Consider the following 20,732-nt stretch of genomic DNA (forward strand, 5'->3'; position numbering starts at 1 on the left):
TAAAGAGGGCGACCAACCAATTATTACTGTAGATACAACAAAAGTACCTGACGGTAAAACAAGCGGCGAGTTCGAAGTTCCAGTCACAGTGACTTATCCAGATAAAACAACGGATGTTGTGAAAGTTAAAGTAACAGTCGGACCGAAAGATTCAGACACTTATGAACCAACAGTGAAACCGATTGAAAAACCATTTGGTCAAGGTACAATTGAAGGTGAAGTGAAAGGCAAAGTCACAGTACCAAACTTCCCAGCTGACAAAGGAACACCGATAGTAACAGTTGACGATTCAACAAAAGTACCTAATGGTCAAACACCGGGCACATTCGATGTCCCAGTGACAGTCACTTATCCAGACGGCACAAAAGATTACGTAACGGTTAAAGTTACAGTGAATCCGCAACCACAAAACGATAAATATGAACCGACTGCGGGAGAAATCACAAAACCATATGGCACACCAACTACTCCAGAAGAAGTTAAAGAAAAAGTAAGTGTTCCAGACTTCCCTAAAGATGGTGGCAAAGTTGTTGTTACAATTGATGACCCAACAACAGTACCTAGTGGAAACGCATCAGGAGTCTTTGAAGTACCAGTAACGGTGACATATCCAGACGGCACAAAAGATCATGTAACAGTTAAAATTGTTGTAACACCACAACCAGAAAACGCTAAATATGAACCAGTGTCTAAAGATATTGAAAAACCATATAATCAACCAACAACTGTAAACGAAATCGTAAATCAAGTAACTGTACCTGATTATCCAACAGAAGGTAACCAACCAAAAGTAACAGTAGATAATCCAGCATTAATCCCTGATGGCAAAGTTCCAGGTGAATATGAAGTACCAGTAACAGTCACTTATCCAGACGGTACAAAAGATCATGTATCTGTGAAAGTAGTCGTTGGTCCGAAAGATTCAGATGTCTTTGAACCAGTAGCTGGAAAAGTTGAAAAAACATATGGTACACCAACTACAATTGAAGATGTTGTTTCTAAAGTAACTGTACCAGGCTATTCTAAAGTGGATAATCCTTATAAAGTTACTGTAGACAATCCATCTGTATTACCTAATGGAAACACACCAGGTGTATATGATGTTCCAGTTACAGTGACATACCCAGATGGTTCGACTGACCACGTAACAGTTAAAGTTACGGTTAATCCACAACCAGAAAATGATAAATATGAACCAGTATCTAAAGATATTGAAAAACCATATAATCACCCAACAACTGTAAACGAAATCGCAAACCAAGTAACTGTTCCTGATTACCCAACAACAGGTGATCAACCAAAAGTTACGGTAGATAACCCAACGCTAATCCCTGATGGCAAAGTTCCAGGTGAATATGAAGTACCAGTAACAGTCACTTATCCAGACGGCACAAAAGATCACGTATCTGTGAAAGTGACAGTAGGTCCGAAAGCTTCAGATGTCTTTGAACCAGTTGCTGGAAAAGTTGAAAAACCATATGGTACACCAACTACAATTGAAGATGTTACTTCTAAAGTAATCGTACCTGGTTATTCAAAAGTGGATAATCCTTATAAAGTTACGGTAGATAACCCATCTGTATTACCTAATGGAAACACATCAGGTGTATACGATGTTCCAGTTACAGTGACTTACCCAGATGGTTCGACTGACCATATTATTGTGAAAGTAGTCGTTGGTCCAAAAGATTCAGATACGTATGAACCGACAACTCAACCAATTGAAAAACCATATGGCAGTCATACAACGATTGATGAAATTGTAGGTAAAGTAACTGTTCCAGGTTACCCTGATACTGAAAAACCATATAAAGTTACAGTGGATAATCCAACATTAATCCCAAGTGGTTCAATTCCAGGTGTGTATGATGTACCAGTAACAGTCACTTATCCAGATGGCACAACTGACCATATAAATGTCACAATCACTGTTCATCCGCAACCAGATGCTGATGTATACAATCCTGGATATAACGATGTCCAAGTGAACCCTGGAGAATCTATTGAAATTCCTCAAGTCAAAGATGATGTTCCAACTGGCACACGCTTTGAAATTCCGAGTGAATCAGGAATAGATAAAGATTGGACAGTTACAGTAAATCCTAATACTGGTAAAATTACAGTTACAGTACCAGAAGATGCTGCTGAACGAGATGTTGTTACAGTTATAGTTAAAGTGACATATCCAGATGGTTCAACAGAAAATGTTACTGTTGATGTCACAGTACATGATTCAATTGAACCAGAAGCACCAGTTGTGAACCCAATTGAAGCAGGAGACAGAACTGTCACAGGAACTGGCAAAGAACCAGGTTCAACTGTAACAGTGACATTCCCAGACGGATCTACTGTAACAACTAAAGTAGATAAAGATGGTAATTGGAAAGTAGATGTTCCTGAAGCTGTAACATTGAAAGATGGAGACAATGTGAAAGCAGTAATTACTGATGAAGCAGGCAATGTTTCAAAAGAAACAGTAACACCAGTTAAAGATACAGTTGCACCAGAAGCACCAGTTGTTAATGTAATTCATGCTGGAGATAAAGTAGTCACAGGTACTGCTGAACCAGGTACAACAGTTACTGTAACGTTCCCTAATGGCACAGTAGTTACAGTCAAAGTTGGACAAGATGGCACATGGTCAGTGGATGTTCCTTCTAATGTAATGTTGAAAGATGGAGATAAAGTAACTGTAGTTGCTACTGATGAAGCAGGTAATGTTTCTAAATCATCAACTGCAATCGTAGTAGGCGACAAAGAAGTTGTACCTGCTCCGAATAAAGAGAAAATTAAAACACCAGAATCTGGTGGAACAAGCACAATTGATACAAACAAAACTGATGCAAACAATAAATCTTCTAAAGTTGGAGTATCAACAGTGAAAGATGAATCTTCAAATAAAACAGCTGACAAAGCAAAATCAAAATCAACTGCTAAAGCTTTACCAGATACAGGTAAAGACACTGTTAATAGCGGCGTATTATTTGGCGGATTATTCGCAGCCCTAGGTTCAATCTTGTTATTCAGAAGACGTCGTAATCACGATGACAATAAATAAAACTAAATCATAAGTAGATTTTAGACCGTACACTTTATTGGGTACGGTCTTTTTTATGCATATAGGGAAATCCCCGATTTTGTAATTTAGTACAATTGAATTTAGAAAAAAGTATTCAACTTTTACGATTAATAAGCTATGATAAACAAAGTTAACTCTCATAAGAGCCCCTTTTTAATTCCTAACACAAACATTTTCTAGTTTGTTTTGACACTTTTAATTCACTTCTAACTATCACTTTTTAATTCATTTTTTAGACACCTTTTTCTTAATTTTATACTTGATAGGAGAATCAATGATGGACTATACCTACAATATTTTTACTTCGTCCGTATGTAATTTTGACTTAATGCACGACAACCAATATATTACTGTGTACTTTGTGATAAGTGGTTTGGCTAAAGTAACTATTGATGAGATCGAATTAGAATATGGAACTGGCGATATATTTGTCACAACACCAGAAATGAAATACTCACAGATTCAAAGTATCGATGGCAGTATTGTTTGCCTCTCTATCAATAAAGTACACTTCAATAAATATTATTTAAGAAATGCGCGTAACATCACTAAAACAGACCAAACACAGCTTAGTATGAAAAAAGCGTTTATGAACTATATTCGTTTTATGTATGAAGAAGATTTATTTATGGCTGATATCAATATCATTAAACTCATTAATTATTTGCATATATACTACAGCGAAAGTGAAGGCTATGTTTTTAATTTCACTACAAATGAGAATGTGTTAAAAGCTGTTTCACACGTTAATCATAATTTTAAAGCACCATTAAAGTTAAGCGATGTCGCGCAAGTACTTTATGTAAACAGTAGTTTTCTTTCGAGAAAGTTTAAAGAGGAGATGCAGATAGGTTTTAATGAATATGTAAGACGACTCAAGCTATATAAATTAGCAGAAGAATTACTCATCCGCGGTAATGAAAATGAGTTATGGAAAGAATATAATTTTGCGAGTTATCGTACATATTTGAAAAACTTTAAAAACCAATTTCACATGAGTCCCAAAGAATTTATCAACCAAGCTCAATATTATAAACGGGCAGAAAATATGATATCTGAATTGATTTATAGAGAAGCTTTGTCCTATTTAGAAACAGTAAACAACTAAAAATTTAAGGGATATTCATCGCTTGCACTTTTTTTACTTTTGACATGCACTTTTTTTACTATTCCTTTGATGTCTATTTATTTTCGAAAAAAATCAGTTAATATAAATTTTGTTCTCTTAAAAAGAGGATGTAAGCAAATGATTTTTAAAAAAGAACACTCAGCATATAGACACAGACACATCGGAGGAACAACAATGAAACAACCCAATCGTAGACTTGATTTTTTGCCTAATAAGCAAAACAAGTACTCTATCCGTAAATTTACGGTAGGAACCGCTTCTATCCTTGTAGGAGCAACACTTATGTTTGGCCTCAGTCATGACGCCCAAGCAGCAGAAGAACAAACATCTAGTACAGACACCACTCAAACTCAGTCTGAATCACCAAAACCTAACTCAGACACAACGTCTCAACCAACCCAAGAGACAAAAACAACAGCAGTCGTTACACCACCTGTAACAACAGAAGCTCCTGCCTCTGAAAATACTGCACCTCATAATCCAGAATTAAACCAAACAACATCAGAAGCACCGACAACTATAGAACAAGCACCACAACCAGAAGAAACAAATCCAACAGCAAAAGACACAACTCCAGAATCAACACCAACGATTGACCCAACATCAGAATCAAATCCAACGATTCATACACGTGCAAAGCGTTCATTAGACACAGAACCACAAGTTGAAGCACCCGTTAATAATGAAACGTACAATGGAAAAATCATTGATTATACTGGTAGCGATTTAGTGAAGAAAGTAGCGAATCCCGGCGTTGAAACAGCGCCTTCAGAAATCAACTTCTCACCTAAATTTGTAGATGGCAGAAGTAAGTCATATGCGTTTATCGTTAAGAAAGACAAAACAGTTCAAAAACATCTGACTACAGCAAATGGCCACGGTAATATTCACGCCTACTTTGGCGATTATATTACTTTAAATAAAGATAACTCTGAAGCTTATGTTTATTTCAGCAGCTTAGGTGTTGCAGACGGACACTCAGTAGATGCATTAGCACACATCGTTGTTAACACAGCTAAATCGAGTGATGTGAATCAAACAAGATACTTCTTAACGTCCGGCACAGATTTACTATCAATGGTTTCATTAGCTGGTGGAGGATCAACAGCGACTTTAAACTTTTTAAAGAACACTGATCAAACAGTCATCGACAAACTTTATAACTCCGTTTCAACTAACGATACAATCACACATGTATTAGATGAGCTAAATAAAATTAAAGGTGATGCAGAGCGTGTTAACGGCTTATTTAACATTTATGATTTAGATGACTATCGCACAAATTTAGATACAAGAAAATCTGTTACTTTTAATCGTGATCAAATAGAAAAACTATATGTCAGCAGTAAAGAAAGACATGTTGCTTCTTCAAATCTTGAATTAAAAGATGGAAAAGTGATTATTTCATCAGGTCAGCATCCTTATGGAGAGAAATACGGATTCCCAAATAGAGTAACGGTTTCTTATTTAAACCAAAGTGAGATTACTTACTCTATGACAGGACAAAATGCCAGTGGACCAGCATTCCATCCAGAAGGTTTATTGTTAGTACCGATTCAACCTTTTTCAACAAAAGATAACCCAAACTCAAAAGGTGATGGCGCAATTACGTTACTCCAATATCTACCTGACAGAAAAGTAACACAGCCTGAAACATTGCCTACAAAGCTAGAAATCAAAGCAGTATTTCCTGATGGTGTTAAAGCGTCATTAACTCCGACAAACTATTTTACTGGTTTAACTCAAGATAAATTAAATGAGTTAACAATTGTACCCGGTACAAACGGTGTTGCTAAACCAGAATATTTTAAACAACAAGCATTTTACAACAAAAGTTATGAATTACCAGTTAGTTTAGAACACCAATTAACAACTGAAGATATAAAAAATGACAGTACTAAATGGCAATCTTTACAAAAGTATTATGATGCTGATAAAGGTGTTATCGAAGTTCCTGTAACTTGGTCATTTGATAATGGCGTTAATAAGTGGGAGCACTTAGATACTGATAATGATATGATTGCCTTAAAAGTATCAGATGCACTTAAAAATGAAATAGATAATAAAACTAAAGCTGATGCAACTGCATCCATTGAAGAAGCTAAAATCGCAGATAAAGAAGCCAAAGCGAAATTACAACAAGCGATTGGTGATTCACTGGTAAGTGAAACAGAATATAATAATTTAACAAACGCTAAAACGAATGGTGAATCTAAAAAGAATACTGCTCAAGAAAAAGTGAATATGCTTCCAGAACGTTTAAGAACAGAGTTACAAGAAGAGCTTAATAAATTAGATGGTATAAACCTTCCTGAAATTAATGATCGTAATAACAATAATATTTTAGATGAACAAGATAAATTAATTGAAGAAGCAAAGGCTTTGTTAAAAGAAGCGAAAGATGCTGAAGATAAAGCAAAAACAACATTACAGCAAGCTAATGTAAACGATGCGATTTCTCCAGAAGAACATAACAATTTATTAGCATTACAACAAGATTTTACAGCAAAGAAAAAAGCAGCAGAAGCAAAGATTAGAGCTGTACATGAAAATCATCAGTCACCTTTAATTAATCAATTAAATCAACTTGTTGGTATCACAGTACCTGAAGTGAATGATAATGATAACAACGGAAAACCAGATACAGAAGATAAGAAAGAACAACAAGCATCAGCTTTGAAAAATGCGGAGGATTTAGTTAGCAAAGCAGAAGAAGCGGATAACACAGCTCAGATACAATTACAAAAAGCTAATGAAGACAAGCTGATTAAACATCAAGAACATACTGATTTAACTGCCGCAAAAGAAAATGCAGACACAACAAAATCAACAGCAGATACAGCAGTTAAAGCATTACCACAAGAGATGCAAGATTCATTATTAGAAAGACTTGAGAAATTAAAAGGTATTCAAGTGCCAAATATCAATGACCGTAACAACAATAATATTTCAGATGGTCAAGATGCATTAATTGTTGAAGCAGAAGCTTCGTTAAAAGAAGCAAAAGATGCAGAAGATAAAGCCAAATCTACTTTAGAAGAAGCCAATGCTAATAATGCGATTTCTCCAGAAGAACATAATAATTTAGCATCACTTCAACAAGAATTTGAAGATAAGAAGCAAAAAGCTAAAGAAAAAATTGCAACGATTGATCTGCAGTATCAAACACCATTAACAGAAAAGTTAAACCAACTTGTTGGTATTAAGGTACCAGATGCAAATGATACAAATAAAAACGGCAAACCAGATGCTGAAGATGCTAAAGAACAACAATCGATTGCATTAAGAAATGCAACAGATCTTGTTGAAAAAGCAGAAACATCTGATCAAGCAGCGCAAACAAAATTACACCAAGTGAAAGAAGATCAATTAGTTAAGCCAGAAGAACATACTCATTTAACTGCTGCAAAAGAAGATGCACATTCAACAAAATCAACAGCGGATGCAGCAGTTAAAGCCTTACCTCAAGAGATACAAACACCATTATTAGAAAGATTAGCTAAGTTAGATGGAATTGAAGTTCCTGTAATTAACGACCACAATAACAACAACATTCCAGACGAACAAGACGCATTAATCGCAGAAGCTAAAGATTTATTAGCCGCAGTTAAAGCAGCAGATCAAAAAGCAAACGAAGAATTAACTAAAGCTGAAGCTGATAAAACCATCAATCAACAAGAGCACGACAACCTAGAAAACTTACAACAAGATTTTACAACGAAGAAACAAGCAGCTAGCGATAAAATCAACCAGATTGAAGAGAAATATCGTGGTGATTTACCAACACAACTTGAAGCATTAAAAGGAATTACAGTTCCTGCTGTTAATGACACAAATAGAAATGGTAAACCAGATGAGCAAGATGCAAAAGAACAACAAGATGCAGCATTGAAAAACGCAGAAGATTTAGTTAAGAAAGCAGAAGCTGCAGACCAAGCAGCACAAACACAATTACAACAAGCCAATGCAGATAACTTAATTAAAGCTCAAGAACATCAAGATTTAACTGTCTCAAAAGAAAATGCAGATACAACAAAAACAACAGCAGATAAAGCAGTTAAAGCCTTACCATCAGAAGTACAAACATCATTATTAGAAAGATTGGCTCAGTTAAAAGGTATTACGGTACCAGGCATTAATGACAACAATGATAACAACATCCCTGATGAACAAGATGCGTTGATTGAAGCGGCTAAACTTTCTATCAAAGCAGTTGAAGCAGCGGATAAATTAGCTAACGAAGAATTGGTTAAAGCTAATGATGACAAAGTTATTAATCAACAAGAACATGACAACTTAGATAAGTTACAAAAAGATTTCACAACGAAGAAACAAGCAGCTAACGATAAAATCAATGCGATTGATGTACAATATCGTGGAGAATTACCAACACAACTAGCAGCGTTAAACGGTATTGTTGTACCAGAAGTAAATGATAAAGATAATAATGGTAAAACAGACGATGTTGATCAAGCTGAACTAGAAGCATTGCTTAAAGAAGCACAAGTATCTTTAGACAAAGCAAAAGCAGCAGATTTAGCAGCGAAACATAACTTAACAGACGCAACACAAGATAAGCTGATTAATCCGAAAGAACATCAAGATTTAACAGAAGCTCAGAAAAAAGCTGTTTCAACAAAAGCAGAAGCAACAGAAAAAGTGAATGCATTACCTGAAGTATTACGTACACCTTTAGAGCAAGAACTAGCAAAATTAGATGGTATTCGTGTTCCAGACATCAATGACAACAACAGCAATATGATTCCAGATACTCAAGATGCTTTAGTTAAAGCAGCAGAGGCAGCAATTGAAAAAGCAACAGCAGTTGATGCTTTGGCAAAATCTGAATTAACAAAAGCAAACGAGAATCAAGCTATTTCATCAGAAGAACATCAGACACTACAAAACTTACAACATGATTTTGAACAAAAGAAAACAGCGGCACAACAAGCATTAGACGCAGTTGATCCAGCATATCAAGGTGTATTGCCTGGGAAATTAAAAGCATTAACAGGTATTGATGTACCAGAAGTGAATGATGCTAATAGTAATGATGTAGCTGATGATAAAGAGGCTGAACTCAGAAAACTTGTACAAAAAGTTATAGAAACAGATAAAGCAGCAAAAGCAGCGATTTTAGCGATACAAGATGATGGATTAGTTAATCCAGACGAAATCGAATCATTAAGACCTTTCAAACTTGCTGCATATGAATCTAAAATGAATGCCTTTACCGATGTTCATAATCTCTCAGATGGAACGCCTTTAAAAGCGGAGTTGCTAAGCGTTTTAAGACAATACCCTGATTTAATTGTTCCACCAGTAAATGACAACAATGCAAATGATATTCCGGATTCAGAAGATTTATTAATACGCTTTGCCGGAGATGCATTGAAAGAGGCACAAGCAGCAGATAAAGCAGCAAAAGAAATGTTAGCACAAGCACTAAATCCAAATGCATTAATTGATGAAACAGAACATCAAGCATTATTAGCAGCACAAGCTAACTTTGAACAAAAGAAAGCATTAGCAAATGAAAAAATTAATGCGATTCAAGAAGCATACCGCAAAGACCTGCCACAACAACTTGCGGCATTAACAGGTATTACTGTACCAGAAGTGAATGACGAGGATAAAAACGGGATTCGTGATGACGTAGATCAAGCCATTCATAAAGCGAAAGAAGCGGTAGAAGCAGCAAAAGCAGCTTATAACAATGCATTGACGCAAATGGATGATATTCAAAAAGATAATATCATTACACCAGAAGAAAGCGCAGATTTAGCCAAAGCAATTTCATTGGAAGAGGACAAAAAAGCAGCAGCACAAACGTTAGTAGACGCATTATTATCAGAACCTGTTAAACAAACGTTACAACTAGAACTCGATGCATTAACACCAATTGGACCACCACAAGTCAACGATGAAAATCATAATGGTGTGCCGGATAAAGAAGATAGCTTATTTGATGAGGCAGCCAAAGCTTATGAAGCAGCTAAAAATGCAGAAGCAGCAGCACAAACAGCATTAGAAGAAGTTCAAGCAGATGGTGTGGTAAACCCTGATGAACAAGCACGATTAAAAGCGTTACAAGAAGAATTTAAACAAAAGAAAGCATTAGCTGAAGAAAAGCTTGAAGCAGTTGAGAGTAAATACAGACAAGATTTGCCTGAAAAAGTACAAGCGTTAACAGGAATTTCAATTCCATCTGTGAATGATAAAAATCAAAATGGTATTCGTGATGATATTGATACATTAATAGACAAGGCACAACAATTAATCAATGCGACTAAAGATATGGCGCAAGCAGCACAAGCTAAAGCAGATGAGGCATCAGTAGACGGTTTAATCAATCCTAGTGAATTAGAAGTTCTAAGCGGTGCTAAAAATTTAGTAGAAGCTAATAAAGCTGCGGCGCAAGCAGTAATTGATGCTTTACCAGCAGCATATCAAAAAGACTTGCAGTTACAATTAGATGCGATTAATGAAATTACTTTACCAACTGTCAATGATCAAGATAATAACCACATTGATGATCATACAGATGCATTGAAAGCAGCTGTTCAAGACTTAGTTGATGAAGCAAAACGTGCACATGAAACAGCAAAACAACAACTAGAATCAATTCAACAAGATCAATTAGTCACACCAAAAGAACAGTCAGAATTAATTAACCAAGTCAACTATGCGAAGACAGCGAAACACTATGCTCAAAAAGCAGTGGATATGATTGATGAAAACTTAAGACCGGAACTCCAACCACAATTAGATGCGTTAAAAGCAATCGATATCCCAGAAGTGAATGATAAAAATGCAAATGGTATCGATGATAACCAAGATCAATTGATGAGTGATGCATTACAAGCAATTAAGGCAGCAGAAGCAGCAGAAAAAGTTGCGAAAGCAGGATTAGAAACAGCTCAGGACAATGGTGTTATCAACGACGATGAACATGATATGTTATCAAATCTTCAAAAAGCATTCTTAGCACAGAAAAATATTGCTAAAGATAAAATTGCTTTAGTTGATGATGCATTAAAAGGTGAACTTCTAAAAATGCTTGATGCTTTAACAGGTATTGCAGTATCAGAAGTCAATGATCACAACCATAATGATGTAGATGATACGTTAGATCAAACACTTCAAGATTTAATAAATGCAGTAAAAGCTGCACATGAAACAGCACAAGGTGATTTAACAAAAGTGACTGCAGATCACTTAATTACACCACAAGAACAAGACACATTGATTGAATCACAAAATCATGCATCAAAACTAAAAGAACAAGCAACTGAGACGATTCAACAAAGTAAGATTCCAGCAGCAGTTAAAGATGAATTACTGAATGCTTTAGCGCAAATGCAAGCTATCTCAATTCCAGACATCAATGACCAAAATGCTAATGGTATTGCAGATGATATTGATACATTGCTAGAACAAGCAGAAGCGCGTGTGGCACAAGCTGAAAAAATGAATCAAGAGGTACAATCTGAACTTGATACAGCAAATGAAAATGGCTTGATTACACCACAAGAACATCAAAACTTATTACAACATCAAGCATTGTTTGAAGGTGCTAAAGATTCAGCACAACAAATTGTGAAGCAATTACCAGCAGCTTATCAATCACCATTTGAAGTACGTTTAAAACAACTTCAAGGCATCACAGTTCCAAACATCAATGATCAAAATGCCAATAATATTTCAGATGCAGATGATGCTGCATTAGCTGAAGCAACAGAGTTTGTCAGAGTGGCACAAGCAATGGATGCTAAACTACAGGAAAAACTAGCAACGACAGATGGTTTAGTTACACCAAGCGAATATAAACAATTAGCTCAATTACAAGCAATTTACGAAGATGTGAAAGCACAAGCAAAAGAAAAGGTAAATCAATTACCATTAACATTGCAAGGTAATCTTCCAAAAGATTTAGCGTTGCTCAAAGGTATTACATTACCGCAGATTAATGATCAAAATGAAAATGGTATTGATGATAATGTAGATGTATTAATCAATGAAGCGAGAGATGCGGTAAAAGCAGCACAGTCAGCTGATGAGCATGCTCAAATATTATTTGATTCTACAGTCTCCGACAACTTAATCACACCACAAGAACAAACATTATTGAAATCAACACAAGAAGAAGCACAAACATTAAAAGCAACAGCAGAGACAAAAGTAAACGCACTACCAAGTGAACTAAAAGGCAATTTACCAGCGTTATTAGCACAACTGCAAGGTATCGACATCCCGGAAATCAATGACACTAATGCGAATGGTACAAACGACATCCAAGATCAATGGTTAAATGATGCCGAAGCAGCGTTGAAGGAAGCAATATCAACAAATAATGCAGCACATATTGAACTTGAAAAAGTACTTTCAGATCATCGTGTACAGACAGAAGAACAAGAAGCATTAGCGATTGTTCAAGAAAAAGTAAAGACAACAAAAGAATTAGCACAATCAGCAATAGCTCAGTTACCAAGTGAATTAAAAGGCAACTTGATTTCAGAGTTAAACAACATAGAAAATATTGAAATTCCAGCAGTAACTGAAGATAAATCTACAACTTCTCTTGAAACAATTTCAAATGAAGTAGTATCGGAAAAGCCTGTTACAACAACTACACAACAAGAAGAAATACACCTAGAAAATGCAGATGAAACTTCTCTTAACCAGATGGTTTCTGAAAAAACTTCATCAGTTGATTTGAATACTGAGGGTGAAGTTAAACAAGAAGTCAAAACAGAAGATACAAATAAACAACAAGAGCGTACAACAGAAGAGGAAGCATCATCTGAACGCACGTCTTTAGAGGTAGAAAATCAAACCGAAATAACACAAAAACATCAGACGTCTAAAGATAACAATGCTTCTGATGAATCAACAAATGAACATCAAGATACTACTCGAACTTCTGATAGACATATGTATCAAAACGATGAAGAGCGTTCATCACAAACATCAAACAATCCAACAACTAGAACTACACATCCAGAACAAACAGTTTCTTCTAAACAACAAAAAGCTTTACCAAATACAGGTCAGTCACAATCTAACAGCATCCTTGTAGGCGGATTAGCCACATTGATCGGCGTCGCATTCTTAGTAAGCAGTCGTCGTAGAAAAAATTAATATTTAAACAAAAGTCGTACTCATAGGGAGTGCGGCTTTTTTGATAGCGTATTATTTTTTTAACTTAATATCAGCTATATCTTTATCATTTCGTCTAAATACTCGTAATAAGTGAGACGACGTAGTCTCGCCATAAAAAGAACCCCATTCTATGACGATAGAGTGGGGTTTAGTGATGTCGTTTAATATTTGTTAAGCGTATAATAATAACTTAGTGAAATTTTTACGTTAAGTTAATAAAAAAGGATGAGACACTGTTTAGTATCTCATCCTTTATCGTAGCGGAGAAAGAGGGATTCGAACCCCCGCGAGCCGTTAAGCCCCTGTCGGTTTTCAAGACCGATCCCTTCAGCCGGACTTGGGTATTTCTCCATAGCTTTTTAACACAAGATTTATTATATAGGAGAATGTGTAACGCGTCAATAATTTTTTTAATGAAATCCACAGAAATCATAAAGTAATTTTACATATACTTAAAGAATGGACTAAAGGCTTTCTGGTTGAATGAAACAGATAAAAATATAACATTTTAGCACAAAAACTTACAATAAAGCATTCAATTTTCTGAACATTTAGTTTATTATAAATAGGTGTAGTCTTATTTTGGATAATTTCATCAGTTATGAAATGTATCTACCTCAATCATCACTTCTTTTACACTTCTATTTTACTGCTTGCTTTTCTATGGATATTTAGAAGAACTCATTCACATTATCATTTTATTTTATTAGGGGGGATATTTTTGGATTACAGTTACAATATTTTTCAAGGTTGGTCTTGTATAAAAGATAATTCGAAAAGCGAGGAGTACGTTAATATTTATTTAGTTTTATCAGGTACAGTCTTCGTTAAAAAAGGGGCACAGCACTTTACCTATAAAACAGGAGATCTTTTTGTTCAAAAACCACATTTCACAAATATGGAAGTGGAAATAAAAGAAGGGAAAGTTGTCTGCTTATCAATTCATTATGTCTATTTTAAGCCGGCTTGTTTAAAAGAAATCAATCATGTTGAAAGCAATTTTGAAATCCACCATATCATTAAAAATGATTATATCCAGGCTTTACGTTATGTATGTGAAACAAACTTTGTGAAAGCGAATGCGACTATTGTTCGACTGGTAAGATACTTACGTGTTTACTTGGAAAACTTCGACATCTACTTATTCAATATGACTAATAACCCGACAATCAACCACATTATTGAGTACATCAATCACCATTCAGATGAAGCGTTAAAGTTAACAACTATCGCTGAAAGTTTTGATTTAAATATCAGTTATTTATCACGTGTATTTAAAGATGCAGCACGTGTTAACTACAATGATTACGTACAACAAGTGAAGATTTTTAACGTGGCAGAATATTTATTAATTAATGGTGAAGATAATCAAAAAACCAAAGAAGTTTGGAAAAGATATTCATACTCTAGTAAACGTTCTTTCCTCAACAATTTTAAGAAACAATTTAATATGGTGCCTATGGAGTATGTGGCTCGATCTCAAAAAAGACGCATTAAAAATAATGAACGTTCTCAAAAAGTGTATGATGAAGTTTTGAAATTCATGAATGGCTGATTCTTATAAAGCGTGTACTCCTGTACCGCTTTTTTATTTTGAGTGACGCAAATCTAAATTAGTATTCAATCTAATAAAATCTTAATCTTATTTTGCGACTGATAGGGTATAAGTTACTAACTTAGTGTATAAATCAAACCTATGGGGGAATTAACATGAAAATCAATATCGCAGATGCTTTAACTAAAAGATTGGGCAAGTTAGAAGGTAACTTTAAACACTACGCAGATGATATGGCGTATTTAACTTTAGTGTCAGGTATAGATAAGTCATTAAAAGATTTATTAGGGATTCAAGTTTTACGTCAAGCACAGTCAGAAACTGTCGCTAGAGAGATGTCACGTTTAGATTTAGCAGTTCTAGATCAAAATGAAATGACAGATATGGTAAAGTTAAGAACGGTTTATGTACATGACTTTGAACCAAGTGCCAGCGGCCAAGCAGGTCATGCAGTATCAACAATTCAACGCGACTTTACTGAACATTTAAAGAAAATGACGAACCCGCCTAAATCTTGGGTTTACAATGTTTCTGACCAAACAAAGTTCCATTATGCGGCAGTCTATATCGATGTAAAAGCAAAGAAAGACTTTGAAATACCAGAAACTAAAAGTGCATTTTTAAAACAATATCCAGAGTTGAAAGATGCTGATTTAATTTATAAAAGTATTCAAAACCATCAACAAGAACGTGATCATTCTATTGAAGAAATTGTAGAAGAACCTATACAAACTAACGTAATAGAACCTGCGTTAACAGAACATACTGATTTACAATCTCGTCAAAGCGATGTTCAAACTATCTATAAAGGTGAATATAAAGACTTCCAAGTAACCGTTTATTTACAAGTCTTAGAATTGGGCTACCATCTAGATGAAGAGCAAGATGAAGAATTAGAAACAACACTCACTACAGATGAAAAAGGCGAAGTCATCGCAGTAGGAGAACTAGAAGAAGAATTCACTGCAGTAAAAGAAGAACCAACAAAGGCAGATAAAGCGTCTTCAGAAAATGAATCTTCTGGAGATGACAAGTCCGCACCAGAGTCATCTGAAGAGAAAGAAGAGAAACAAGAAGATAAAGAAAAAGTAGAATCAAAAGATAAGAAAGACAAAGATAAGAAAGATAAAAAAGGTAAAAAAGACGACAAATCCAAGAAAGACAAAGATAAGAAATCTAAGAAGAAAGGTAAAAAGAAAGACGATAAAAAAGAAGATTCAAAAGACAAGAAGAAAAAGGATAAAAAGAAGAAAAAGAAATAATGTTGTTTAAATAAGGTAAGATATGAAAATCCACCTTCAAAGCCAAGCGTGTTTGAAGGTGGATTGATTTTTGTATTTGAGAATAATCTTTATGCTGGGATTTCAGCTTTTTTATCTGAATGATTACGTACAAACGCAGCTACAATCACTGAAATAATACCGAAAGTCATAAAGCCGATGAACATCCATACGGTAGTGTTAAGTTCAATAGGATGATGCATATAAATAATTTGTCTTAAGGTTGTCGCATAGTTAGAGAATGGATTCCAACCTGCGATATAGTCGCGATAAAATTTAGGCAACATTTCTTTTGGCGTAGTGACCAATTGCATACTGAAGAACATCAATAAGAAGAAAATTGGTACGCTCTTCATGCCTAACCAAGTCATTGTACCTAAAATCAAACCGATGAAACCTAAGAATGCTAACATCACAAAGCATGCGACACGGTTTGGATGGTCAAAGTGGAAACCTTGAACGCCTGACATAAAGTAAATGTATCCAAAGCTTCCGATAAACGCTGTGAGGACAGCCACAACAATTTGACTCAATGCCGCAATAACACGCTGACTACGTTGAATTAAATGACTAGTTCTAAACGCAAAGAATAATAAAATTGAGCTGACAATAGATCCCATCCAAACTGGCATAAACATTAAGAATGGCGCATTACCATTGGCTTGGTGATCTTTCACCTTATCAACAGACACTGCTTTGGTTTCAACAGGTTGAATTAAACTTTCAATCTCTTTAGCTGGAATAGAGACATTTTGTTTATTTAGAATGTTTAAGCCTTGTTTCATGACTTTTTGGTTTAAATTCGTGCTGATCCCATTAAAAACTTTGTTTGCTATTTGAGAGCCTTGTAAACCAGAACCTTCACTTACAATTGTTTTTAAATGTGCAGCTTGTGGTTTTACTTGTTCTAATCCAGATTGTTTCATTTTTTCCGCCATTTGCTGTGCAACTTGTGGTGGAATCTCTCCAGATTTTACTTTGTCTTCCATTTCTTGTTGTTTTGCTTTCATAACAGTTGTTTGTGTTTTGCTTAAGGCGTGTTTTGAGAAATCCTTTTCTAAGACAATGATTCCGTAATATTTTTGGTTGAATAATCCTGATCTAGCTTTATCCTCACTGGATACAGCTTTCCATTGAATGGCCTCTGATTTATTTTTTAGTAAATGGTCTTCTAAATTTTTGCCGATATTAATAGATTTACTTTGAATAGATGTGCCCTCATCTAAATTCACAATCGCTAGTGGCAAGTCTTTTGGTTTTGAGTTATATGCTGGATAGAATGCGACTGATAATAACATCATAATTAAAATTAATACGATAGGCGCAATCCAAAGTAGTTTATTTTTTAAAATGTTCATTTTTTTCACTCCTTATGATTTATTGAACATAGTGTTGATTTATCATTACTTTGATTATTATAATTGGTAATGAAATAGATGCAATGACCAATTTAATTCATAGTGTTCGTTAATCAACACATTGTTGATAATTGTTCATTAAAGAATAAGGAAGTGTTCATTTATGGCTGTAGACCGACGTGTTCGTAAAACACAAAGCGCGATTAAAAAGGCTTTTATTCAATTACTTAAACAAAAAGACTTAGATCATATTACTATTCATGACATTACAGAAGCCGCAGATATTAATAGAGGAACTTTTTATCTGCATTATGAAGATAAATATGATTTATTAGAAAAGATGGAAGATGAATATGCGAATGTGCTTTATGATAAAACACGTATTTTTGAAAGTATGAAAACAATTGAATCTATTGATAAGTTCTATGAAGTCTTTTCTAATCAAGTGTTAAGAAATGTGATCACTCATGTTTATAATAATTTAGAGTTTTATCAAGTTATTTTAACAATAGAAAGACAAAGTCAAATAGAGGAACGAATCTCTGAAATGATTTTAGAGAACATGAAATTACGAATGAATCCAAAAGGAGATATAGCTGGTATTCCTGTGATGTATTTCCATAGTTATGTCAGTGGATCAATGTTGAGTGTGATTAAATATTGGGTTCAAGACGAACAGCGTGTGGATATAGATACATTAATTCAATATATTTCTAAGATTGTATTTAATGGGCCATTGCGATTATTAGCTACTGATCAATAGCATGATGTATTGTATGGAATCTTGTTTTAGATGAACCGCAATTTAATTGAAAGTGGGCTATAAATTTGGTAAGCTTTAGTTGTATTAAAATAGCCCTCAGTCTTACAGGACTGAAGGCTAGAGTAAAGGCTCACAACGCACAATTGTGATTACCAAACGAACCGAATGAGAGACTAGTTATGTTGCTGCATAGCTAGTCTTTTTTGTCGTTCTTGCTGATAATAAACTTGATGGCTGTTGCTAAAAGTGTCACTTGCACAATTGAAGAAAAGTTAATCGTGAGTTCATGGATTATAATGTCCATCCATATCACCTCACTTTCTTGCAGTTCAAGGCACGTGAGGTACTCACAATATAGTAGAACGACCTTTACTCATGAATTAAGTTTAGCATTTTACGGACGCGTTTTCAAAGAAAAAGCGAACAAATGTTCGATTAATTTTGAAGAGTAAGAAGGATATTTAAAGATGATGTAAAAAATCCTCTGCCTTAATTTGAAGACAGAGGATTATCTATATGCTTTAGATAAATAAATTATGTTTAGCATGTTCTGTATCGCCGATATATGTGCCAACACCGCCGATTTGGACATCATCACGCAATTCTTCACGTTTGATACCCATGACATCCATACTCATAGTACATGCGATTAGTTTTATATCATTTTCGATTGCTTTATCGATTAAAGCAGGTAATGAATCGACGTTCTTTTGTTTCATTAAGAGTTTCATCATAAAGCGTCCTAAACCGAACATATTCATTTTAGATAACGGCATACTTTCTGGACCTTTTGGCAACATGAAATCAAAGAGTTTTTCTAATCCTTTTTTCTGCACTTTAGGCGCATCTGTACGTTTTAATGCGTTCAATCCCCAGAAAGTAAAGAAGATAGAAACCTCACGACCTGCTGCACGTGCGCCATTCGCAATGATTAAAGCAGCTAAAGCTTTATCAAGTTCACCGCTGAATAAGACAATCGTTGTGCCATTATTTGATTCGTGGACAGACATAACTTGATCAGAAGCTTCACCTTTTTCGATGATAGCTGTGACTTTTGAATCATCTGTTTTTAAATCAATTAAGTGATGACCCGTTTGTTTTGCCCAACTTTGTATATCACTCGCAAAGCCTAAATCCGTAACAATCACTTCAACTTGTTCGCCAGGTTGTATTTGTTTGATGGCTTGGCTTAAATTCACGATAGGACCTGGACATTGTAAACCACTGTAGTTTAATTGTTTGCGTTCTGGTTTAATTGTTTTCTCAGAGGCAGTGACTTCGGTCTGCTCCTGCTTACTTGTAGTTTGATGTTGTGGTTGTGCTTCTTGTTGAGAAAGATATGCTTCATAACCGCCGTTTAAATTAATCACATCAAAACCGCTGTCACTTAACATTTGGCTGGCTTGTTGACTGCGTCCGCCTTTTTGACAATAAATGTAATACGTTTTGCCTTGGTCTAATGGAAATTTCGTATTTAACGTTGAAAGTGGATAATTTAACGCATCTTCAATATGACCAGCTTCATATTCATCAGCTTCTCTTACATCAATTAGTTGATCTTGTGCCCCCATAGCTTGTAAGTCTTCGTCAGTTAAGTCTGTGATTTGAACAGTTTTAAATCGAACCATTCGATCATCTCCCTTTTGTTCTATATTGATGTCATTGTACAAAGAATAAAGACAAATTGCACAAGTTTCTATTTGATTGAACCAAGCTTAAAAGAAAAATCAGTGCTTTAGGTCTGTTATAAGACTTGCTATAATAAAGTTAATTATCAGAAAACAACATTTTGAAATAAAGGACTGTGAACCATGACTGCACATAATAACGACTATGATCATCTCTTGTTCTATTTTGCCTATAAAACATTTATTCATACTGCAGATGAAATTATTGAGAAGAAAGGAATGCGCCGCCAACACCATCGCTTCTTATTCTTTATCGATAAAGTGCCTGGGATTACCATCAGAGATTTACTAAGAAGTATGGAAATCTCTAAACAAGGCAGTCATCAAACGTTGAAAAAATTAAAAGATGAAGGTTTAGTTGTCGAAAGAAAATCTAAAATAGATGGCAGAGTCAAAGAACTCTTTGCGACTGATAAAGGTCATGCATTGGTTACAGAAATCAATAAAGCACAAAATGATTTACTTCAAAGTATTAAAGCTGAAGTCGGAAATGATTGGAATGCGATGATGGAAGAACTCGCAAGTAAACGTCCAGGATTCCAAGAAGTAAAATATTTAAAAGGGGAGTTCAAGGAATAACCTTGAATACGCTCTCTGTAGATTACCGTCTTGAAACATTCAAGGCGGTATTTTTTTATATGGTTGCAGATATTTCAGTTAAGTCAACTTACTTGACCTAATATATATGGAAGCGTTATCCTAGAATTGTATAAGAGAA

The 20,732-nt window shown here is 34.9% G+C and carries 9 protein-coding genes, 1 tRNA gene and 1 pseudogene; 8 read left to right on the forward strand and 3 right to left on the reverse strand.

Translation table 11 applies throughout. From position 1 onward, the window contains the following. The 4 genes and pseudogenes from HMPREF3270_RS10215 to HMPREF3270_RS10225 all read left to right on the forward strand — a co-directional run. Window positions 1-3,058, forward strand: a 3,058-nt coding sequence (locus HMPREF3270_RS10215; RefSeq protein ID WP_141763143.1) for a Rib/alpha-like domain-containing protein, incomplete at its 5' end; no start/stop codon positions are given. 394 nt (window positions 3,059-3,452) lie between these two features. Then, window positions 3,453-4,187, forward strand: coding sequence for a helix-turn-helix transcriptional regulator (locus tag HMPREF3270_RS10220; RefSeq protein WP_176746733.1), 735 nt, complete (start codon window positions 3,453-3,455; stop codon window positions 4,185-4,187). A 195-nt stretch (window positions 4,188-4,382) separates the two neighbouring features. After that, window positions 4,383-4,482: pseudogene (locus HMPREF3270_RS14450) on the forward strand (YSIRK-type signal peptide-containing protein); the annotation flags it as partial. A 1,742-nt stretch (window positions 4,483-6,224) separates the two neighbouring features. Beyond that, window positions 6,225-13,349, forward strand: a complete 7,125-nt coding sequence (locus tag HMPREF3270_RS10225; RefSeq protein WP_371106805.1) for an LPXTG cell wall anchor domain-containing protein — start codon at window positions 6,225-6,227, stop codon at window positions 13,347-13,349. A gap of 282 nt (window positions 13,350-13,631) precedes the next feature. On the opposite strand, the gene HMPREF3270_RS10230 is transcribed toward HMPREF3270_RS10225, so the two are convergent. Continuing rightward, window positions 13,632-13,721 (reverse strand) — tRNA-Ser (locus HMPREF3270_RS10230). 370 nt (window positions 13,722-14,091) lie between these two features. Between HMPREF3270_RS10230 and HMPREF3270_RS10235 the strand changes: the two genes are divergently transcribed. Both HMPREF3270_RS10235 and HMPREF3270_RS13985 read left to right on the forward strand, forming a co-directional pair. Further along, on the forward strand, window positions 14,092-14,925 hold the full coding sequence (locus HMPREF3270_RS10235) for a helix-turn-helix domain-containing protein (RefSeq protein ID WP_002480021.1): 834 nt from the start codon (window positions 14,092-14,094) through the stop codon (window positions 14,923-14,925). Between the two features lie 155 nt (window positions 14,926-15,080). Beyond that, window positions 15,081-16,187 carry a hypothetical protein gene (locus HMPREF3270_RS13985; RefSeq protein WP_070848709.1) on the forward strand — a complete coding sequence of 369 codons (1,107 nt, stop codon included), beginning with the start codon at window positions 15,081-15,083 and terminating at the stop codon, window positions 16,185-16,187. 89 nt (window positions 16,188-16,276) lie between these two features. On the opposite strand, the gene HMPREF3270_RS10245 is transcribed toward HMPREF3270_RS13985, so the two are convergent. Then, the gene (locus tag HMPREF3270_RS10245) at window positions 16,277-17,563 is read right to left on the reverse strand and encodes a YhgE/Pip domain-containing protein (protein WP_070848708.1); all 1,287 of its coding nucleotides are present in this window, start codon (window positions 17,561-17,563) and stop codon (window positions 16,277-16,279) included. A gap of 163 nt (window positions 17,564-17,726) precedes the next feature. On the opposite strand from HMPREF3270_RS10245, the gene HMPREF3270_RS10250 reads away from it, so the two are divergent. Then, window positions 17,727-18,326 (forward strand): TetR/AcrR family transcriptional regulator, encoded by a 600-nt coding sequence (locus HMPREF3270_RS10250; RefSeq protein WP_070462685.1) that lies wholly within the window; start codon window positions 17,727-17,729, stop codon window positions 18,324-18,326. A 521-nt stretch (window positions 18,327-18,847) separates the two neighbouring features. On the opposite strand, the gene HMPREF3270_RS10255 is transcribed toward HMPREF3270_RS10250, so the two are convergent. After that, window positions 18,848-19,954, reverse strand: a complete 1,107-nt coding sequence (locus tag HMPREF3270_RS10255) for a DsrE/DsrF/DrsH-like family protein (RefSeq protein ID WP_070848707.1) — start codon at window positions 19,952-19,954, stop codon at window positions 18,848-18,850. Window positions 19,955-20,137: 183 nt separating this feature from the next. On the opposite strand from HMPREF3270_RS10255, the gene HMPREF3270_RS10260 reads away from it, so the two are divergent. Next, complete coding sequence (locus tag HMPREF3270_RS10260) at window positions 20,138-20,593, forward strand: MarR family winged helix-turn-helix transcriptional regulator (protein WP_002480016.1); 456 nt, start codon at window positions 20,138-20,140, stop codon at window positions 20,591-20,593. The last annotated feature ends 139 nt before the right edge of the window (window positions 20,594-20,732 follow it).

The sequence above is a fragment of the Staphylococcus sp. HMSC65H10 genome, from assembly GCF_001839185.1.
Taxonomy (GTDB): Bacteria; Bacillota; Bacilli; order Staphylococcales; family Staphylococcaceae; genus Staphylococcus; species Staphylococcus simulans.

Excerpts from the sequence above, each read along its gene's own strand:
- HMPREF3270_RS10225 (WP_371106805.1), top strand. The coding sequence starts at position 6,225 with ATGATTGCCTTAAAAGTATCAGATGCACTTAAAAATGAAATAGATAAT.
- HMPREF3270_RS10250 (WP_070462685.1), top strand. The coding sequence starts at position 17,727 with ATGGCTGTAGACCGACGTGTTCGTAAAACACAAAGCGCGATTAAAAAG.
- HMPREF3270_RS13985 (WP_070848709.1), top strand. The coding sequence starts at position 15,081 with ATGAAAATCAATATCGCAGATGCTTTAACTAAAAGATTGGGCAAGTTA.
- HMPREF3270_RS10245 (WP_070848708.1), bottom strand. The coding sequence starts at position 17,563 with ATGAACATTTTAAAAAATAAACTACTTTGGATTGCGCCTATCGTATTA.
- HMPREF3270_RS10255 (WP_070848707.1), bottom strand. The coding sequence starts at position 19,954 with ATGGTTCGATTTAAAACTGTTCAAATCACAGACTTAACTGACGAAGAC.
- HMPREF3270_RS10260 (WP_002480016.1), top strand. The coding sequence starts at position 20,138 with ATGACTGCACATAATAACGACTATGATCATCTCTTGTTCTATTTTGCC.